This window comes from Microbispora sp. NPDC046973 (genome assembly GCF_040644495.1).
GTDB lineage: Bacteria > Actinomycetota > Actinomycetes > Streptosporangiales > Streptosporangiaceae > Microbispora.
Map to the genome: position 1 here is coordinate 166,689 of NZ_JBEYWQ010000018.1, position 3,043 is coordinate 169,731.

Sequence of the window (3,043 nt, forward strand, 5' to 3'; positions counted from 1 at the left end):
GGGCTACGGTGCCCAGCAGGCTCAACAGCAGAGCCAGCAGCAGGGCTACGGCCAGCAGCCCGGTTACGGGCAGCAGCAGTACGGCCAGCAGGGCTACGGCGCTCAGCAGGGCCAGCAGCAGTACGGCCAGCAGGGCTACGACGCTCAGCAGGCCCAGCAGCAGTACGGCCAGGATCAGTACGGGCAGCAGCAGTACGCCCAGTCGAGCTCGCCGCAGGGATACGGGCAACCGCAGGGCTACGGACAGCAGCAGTACGGCCAGCAGGGCTATGGTCAGCCCGGCTTCGGCCAGCCGTACGGGGCCTCGGGTCCGATTCCGCCCGGTGCCCCGGCCCCGCTCGCCGAGTGGTGGCAGCGCCTGGTCGCCCGCATCATCGACGGCGTGATCGTCGGCATTCCCTTCTCGATCATCACGCTCGTGATCACGGGAATCGTCGTCACCAACGCGAGCATCGACATCACGAGCGGGGTTTACAACCCCGGTAGCGGTTACTTCCTGGCGTCACTGCTCACGTCGATCCTGGGCGGCCTCGTCATGGTCGCCTACGAATTCCTCATGCTGCGGGCGCAGGGCCAGACGCTCGGCAAGAAACTCATGGGCATCAAGGTCGTTCCGGTCGGCGGCACTCTCGACGCGGGCGGGCTTCCCCAGGACGCGGCGCTCAAGCGGGCCGGCGTGCTCTACGTTTTCGAGTTCCTGCAGTGGATTCCCGTTATCAGCTACCTCGCGAGCATCGCCTCTCTTGTGAACGTGCTGTGGCTGTTGTGGGACAAGCCGCTGCACCAGGCGCTGCATGACAAGGTCGCCAACACCGTGGTGGTCAAGGTCAAGTAACGACGACAGACGGGGCCGATGGACCGCACCATCGGCCCCGTTTTTCTATGGGTCGCTATGACTCCGTCCGCACCGTCCGCTCACCCGGCTGTGACGGAAAATCCTTGCGGGGACTCCCGGGCATGCCATGCTTGGGTTCACCGTCCCGAGAGGTGCCCAATGACCGCGAGACCGCCCCCGGCGCCAATCCTTAAGACTCGCCCCCGCCGTCCCCCGGGTCATATCCGCCCACGGGCGGCTTAAGGAACCGTCAGGGGCGCTTATGGGGCCGTATGGAGCCGGGCGGACCCTTATGGCGCTCCCGGAAGCCCGCCCGCTCTACCCGGCCGCAGGCGGCGTCCACGGAATGCGGGGATCGTTTGGCCGTGGGAAACTCTGACGTCACGGCCGTCCGGGCCGTCCGCGTGATTGTGCCCCCGCTCCTTTTTTCGATCTTCAGACCTCCCGCTCGGTGATCTTGATGGAACCGGCCGGTCCTCTCTTTTTACGAGGCTTGCGGCCTGTGGCGATCTGCTTGCGCGTATATCCCCCAAGGCGTGCACGCCGTACGAGAAGGGAGCCGGGACCCTTGTGAAGATCCGGCCGCCGTGACGCGGACTCCTCGTTTCAGCCGAGCCCTTCAACGGCCGTGCGTCCCCGGATCGGCCTTTTCCGCAGGACGTGTTTGCCGCTTCACGCTTGTTCGCCCGTGCCTGTTCGTCCTGGCCGGCAAGCCGCTCACCTGCGACTACGACGCACGCCGTGCGGAACCCGTGGCGTGCGGCCCGGCCGCCCGCGGCCGCAGGGGAAGCGCGCGAGCGGCTGAAACGGCGGGACGGCCCGGGATCGGTGACCGGCGGGGTCGGCATTCTGGGTACGATTTCGAGTGCATCCGGTAAGGCCGCTGGAGAGACGAGGATTACCTCAGCCCTCCAGGGGCACCCCGGAAGGCGCGCCTGGTCCCTCCCGGCGCTATGGTCGTATCAGGGCGCCCGGCCGGGCAAGAGGCCGGCGGCCTTGCCACGCCCTCGGAATTTCCTCGGGTGCACCTAATGACACCCCCGGCACGAGCGAGGCAGAATGACAGAGGTATTGTCCGCCTTGATACCTTCCGCGGTCGTCGCCGGCGCGGTCGTCTACGGCATCGTAAAGTTGGTACGTTCCGACGCGGCGGGCCTCCGCACGGCACGGGAGCCACGCGAGAAGTCACCGGACTCAGAGGTTCCTGAGAATCCGCAATCATGAATTGTCAGCCAGGGGAAACCGGGTATATGTTTGGCTGACGAATCAAACTATGGGCTGCGAAAGGATTGCCGGATGGCCAAGCACACGCAGGTGATTCTCATCGACGATCTCGATGGCGGCGAGGCCAATGAGACGGTCACCTTCGCGATTGACGGCACGTCATATGAGATTGACCTGAGCGACGGCAACGCGAAGCGGCTTCGCGAGGCCCTGTCGCCTTTCGTCAGCAGCGCGCGGCGCGCGGACAGCGGGCAGGCCCGTGGGCGCCGTCGTGGTGCGGGCGGTGGGGGCCAGCGAGCCATGACCCGCGAGAAGAGCGCGGAGATCCGTGCCTGGGCGAAGGCTCACGGACACCCCGTGAGCGAGCGGGGTCGCATTGCCGCCTCGATCGTCCAGGCGTACGAGGACGCGCACTAGGCCGTGCCCCTCAGGTCTTCCGTCTACGACGGTCGCCCAGGCGGCGCCTCGCTGCGTTGTCCTGCCCGTGGAGATTCCGCACAGGCTCGGAATCTCCACGGGGCCCGGAGTCGGCGCCAATGGCTCCGCTATTGACTCCTCCTGCGCCTTGCGATGCATCCGCCTGGACGATCCTCGCTACGGCAAGATCTGCGGGACACTCCCTAACTCCCACCTTGATCGCGCGGTTATGGCGGTCGTCGGAGGACCTGACGATCGCATAACCGCGCGATTGTGTTTGCGCTCCCTTAAAACCTCGTTCGCTTGCGGCGTATCGGGAACATGTCACCCCCAGCAGGGGGTTGGATAGAGCATGAACGCCCTGCGCTTGGGGAACCCTTCTGCAAAGGAGCGGGTCGCTGGGTCGGGGCTACCATGCGGAACGACGGGCCGGATCTCCCGGCCTGGCCTGACCGCTCTGTGAGGAGCGACGAGATGTTCGAGAGGTTCACCGACCGTGCGCGGCGGGTTGTCGTCCTGGCCCAGGAAGAGGCCCGGATGCTCAACCACAACTACATCGGTACTGAG

2 protein-coding genes are annotated in these 3,043 nt (G+C 66.1%); both read left to right on the forward strand.

The window, feature by feature from the left end; all coding sequences use genetic code 11:
* Positions 1–835 (forward strand): RDD family protein (locus ABZ860_RS29040; RefSeq protein WP_357225915.1); only part of this gene is annotated, 835 nt, incomplete at its 5' end.
* A gap of 1,296 nt (positions 836–2,131) precedes the next feature.
* Positions 2,132–2,476: an Lsr2 family protein gene (locus ABZ860_RS29045; protein WP_079319595.1), complete on the forward strand. Its 345-nt coding sequence runs from the start codon at positions 2,132–2,134 to the stop codon at positions 2,474–2,476.
* Positions 2,477–3,043: the final 567 nt, after the last annotated feature.

Excerpts from the sequence above, each read along its gene's own strand:
- ABZ860_RS29045 (WP_079319595.1), top strand. The coding sequence starts at position 2,132 with ATGGCCAAGCACACGCAGGTGATTCTCATCGACGATCTCGATGGCGGC.